At 56.8% G+C, this 2,500-nt stretch carries 1 protein-coding gene, 1 tRNA gene, 2 rRNA genes and 1 pseudogene (2 of these 5 only partly in view); all 5 read left to right on the forward strand.

Annotation, left to right across the window (positions count from 1 at the left end):
* Window positions 1–930 (forward strand): 23S ribosomal RNA (locus LB525_RS19845); it begins 1,894 nt to the left of the window's first position.
* A gap of 286 nt (window positions 931–1,216) precedes the next feature.
* Window positions 1,217–1,331: ribosomal RNA gene (gene rrf, locus LB525_RS19850) — 5S ribosomal RNA — on the forward strand.
* Between the two features lie 237 nt (window positions 1,332–1,568).
* Window positions 1,569–1,645, forward strand: a tRNA-Met gene (locus LB525_RS19855).
* A gap of 473 nt (window positions 1,646–2,118) precedes the next feature.
* Window positions 2,119–2,220: pseudogene (locus LB525_RS28730) on the forward strand (type II toxin-antitoxin system ParD family antitoxin); the annotation flags it as partial.
* Between the two features lie 46 nt (window positions 2,221–2,266).
* Window positions 2,267–2,500: the 5' portion of a type II toxin-antitoxin system RelE/ParE family toxin gene (locus tag LB525_RS19865; RefSeq protein WP_224546134.1), read on the forward strand. Its footprint extends 6 nt past the window's final position; the window shows 234 of its 240 coding nt (coding positions 1–234); its start codon is at window positions 2,267–2,269; the stop codon falls past the right edge of the window.

The raw sequence follows: 2,500 nt of genomic DNA on the forward strand, positions 1-2,500 counted from the left end.
CCGACCTGCACGAATGGCGTAACGACTTCCCCGCTGTCTCCAGCATAGACTCAGTGAAATTGAATTCCCCGTGAAGATGCGGGGTTCCTGCGGTTAGACGGAAAGACCCCGTGCACCTTTACTATAGCTTTACATTGGCATTCGTAGTGGCATGTGTAGGATAGGTGGTAGGCTTTGAAGCCTGGGCGCCAGCTCAGGTGGAGCCACCCTTGAAATACCACCCTTATCACTATGGATGTCTAACCGCGGCCCGTTATCCGGGTCCGGGACAATGTATGGTGGGTAGTTTGACTGGGGCGGTCGCCTCCTAAAGAGTAACGGAGGCGCGCGATGGTGGGCTCAGAACGGTCGGAAATCGTTCGCTGAGTGCAATGGCATAAGCCTGCCTGACTGCGAGACTGACAAGTCGAGCAGAGACGAAAGTCGGTCATAGTGATCCGGTGGTCCCGCGTGGAAGGGCCATCGCTCAACGGATAAAAGGTACGCCGGGGATAACAGGCTGATGACCCCCAAGAGTCCATATCGACGGGGTTGTTTGGCACCTCGATGTCGACTCATCGCATCCTGGGGCTGGAGCAGGTCCCAAGGGTATGGCTGTTCGCCATTTAAAGCGGTACGTGAGTTGGGTTCAGAACGTCGTGAGACAGTTCGGTCCCTATCTGCCGTGGGTGTAGGAATATTGAAAGGATCTGTCCCTAGTACGAGAGGACCGGGATGGACGGATCTCTGGTGGACCTGTTGTGGCGCCAGCCGCATTGCAGGGTAGCTATATCCGGACGGGATAACCGCTGAAGGCATCTAAGCGGGAAACCCACCTTGAAACGAGTATTCCCTGAGAACCGTGGAAGACGACCACGTTGATAGGCCGGGTGTGGAAGAGCGGCAACGCTTGAAGCTTACCGGTACTAATAGTTCGATAGGCTTGATCGTTCTCATTACTTATATCCATCAAGGCGCAATCCGAAGGATTGTCGCCATTCTCACTCACGCTTGTTCCGCCCTGCGGGCGGCGCTACGTGGGTGCGGCGCAACAGCGCCGACGGTCGGTCGACCTTGCGAAGCTTCGCTTCGAAGGGCGCCAGGCTGAAAGAACGTCAAAGGCACAACAAAGACCAGCGAACAGTTTAGAGAAAGCAGCAAATAGGGCTCCCTATTCGCTACTCACTATTGGCTATTCGCTCAAACAGCTTCTCGATTTGAACATGCGTTTTGCCGACCTGGTGGTTATGGCGGAGCGGCTGCACCCGATCCCATTCCGAACTCGGCCGTGAAACGCTCCAGCGCTGATGGTACTTCGTCTCAAGACGCGGGAGAGTAGGTCGCTGCCAGGTCTGCAAAGCGCATGTTCACCTCACATCCGGATCACAGTCTCCGGATGAAGACAATCTTCTCTCTACGATCTTAAGGCCCGCCAAACGGGATCACGGGCCGCGCAAGCGGCCCTTTCATTTGGCGGCTCTTGAATCAGGTAAGATCAAACTTACCTCCAAGGACGCAAGCAAACGCTTGCTCGTAATCGCAAGCAAACGCTTGCTCGTGGTCGCAAGCAAACGCTTGCTCGTAGTTGACGCGGGGTGGAGCAGCCCGGTAGCTCGTCAGGCTCATAACCTGAAGGTCACAGGTTCAAATCCTGTCCCCGCAACCAAATACAAAAACGGCCCGCTCTACGCGGGCCGTTTGCGTTTGTGATCGCAGGACGGACACGAAGGACCGAATCATTCAACCAACATCGACCCGCATCGGCGCGCTCGTCCTGGCGCTGCTCGCTAGCTGGAATCATGAACCGCGGGCGACGAGGACGTCAAAGTGAGCGTGGCAGCGCACTCAGGGATCGGCGTGCAACCGGGCACGAAATAATATTAGCCGGTTGAGTTTTAAACTCAGCCGGCTTCCGCGTCTCAGCTGCCTCGAAATGGCGCAGAGGTCGTGGAATCGGCCGCCAAGCGATCCTCGATCGGCGCCGGCGTATCGACCCGAAATTTTGATCTTTGCCGATTCGGGTACTGTTGGGCCTTCACCGAATCGCGACGGTGAATTGGAATCGAATCAACCCACTGCCAATTGTTGCTATCTATTGATATCCCCGCCACCCGCCCCCACATTCCGGAGGACGCCTCCATGCCCAACTACGCTTTGAACGAGCACTATGAGCGCTTCATCAGAAAGCAGCTCGAATCGGGCCGCTACAACAATGCCAGCAAGGTTGTCCGCGCCGGGCTGGCTGGATCTCCGTCGTCGCGCACGGCAGGCGAAAGCCAAGTAGGAAATGGAGTGCCGGATTGTCTTCCATCCGAAAGCGGAAGCCGAACTCGAGCAACTCTATGACGATATAGCCGAGCGTGCGTCGCCGGCGATTGCCTGGGATTTTGTTGTGGGCATCCGCGATCTCTGCCTTGGCCTGTCGACATTTCCACAGCGCGGCCGAGCGGGTGGAGATCATGCCGGGTGGCTGCGGATCGTCGCGCGGTCAGTATCGTTTTCGCTGTCGACGGCGAGTTCG

This window comes from Mesorhizobium sp. CA16, assembly GCF_020165175.1.
Lineage (GTDB): Bacteria > Pseudomonadota > Alphaproteobacteria > Rhizobiales > Rhizobiaceae > Mesorhizobium.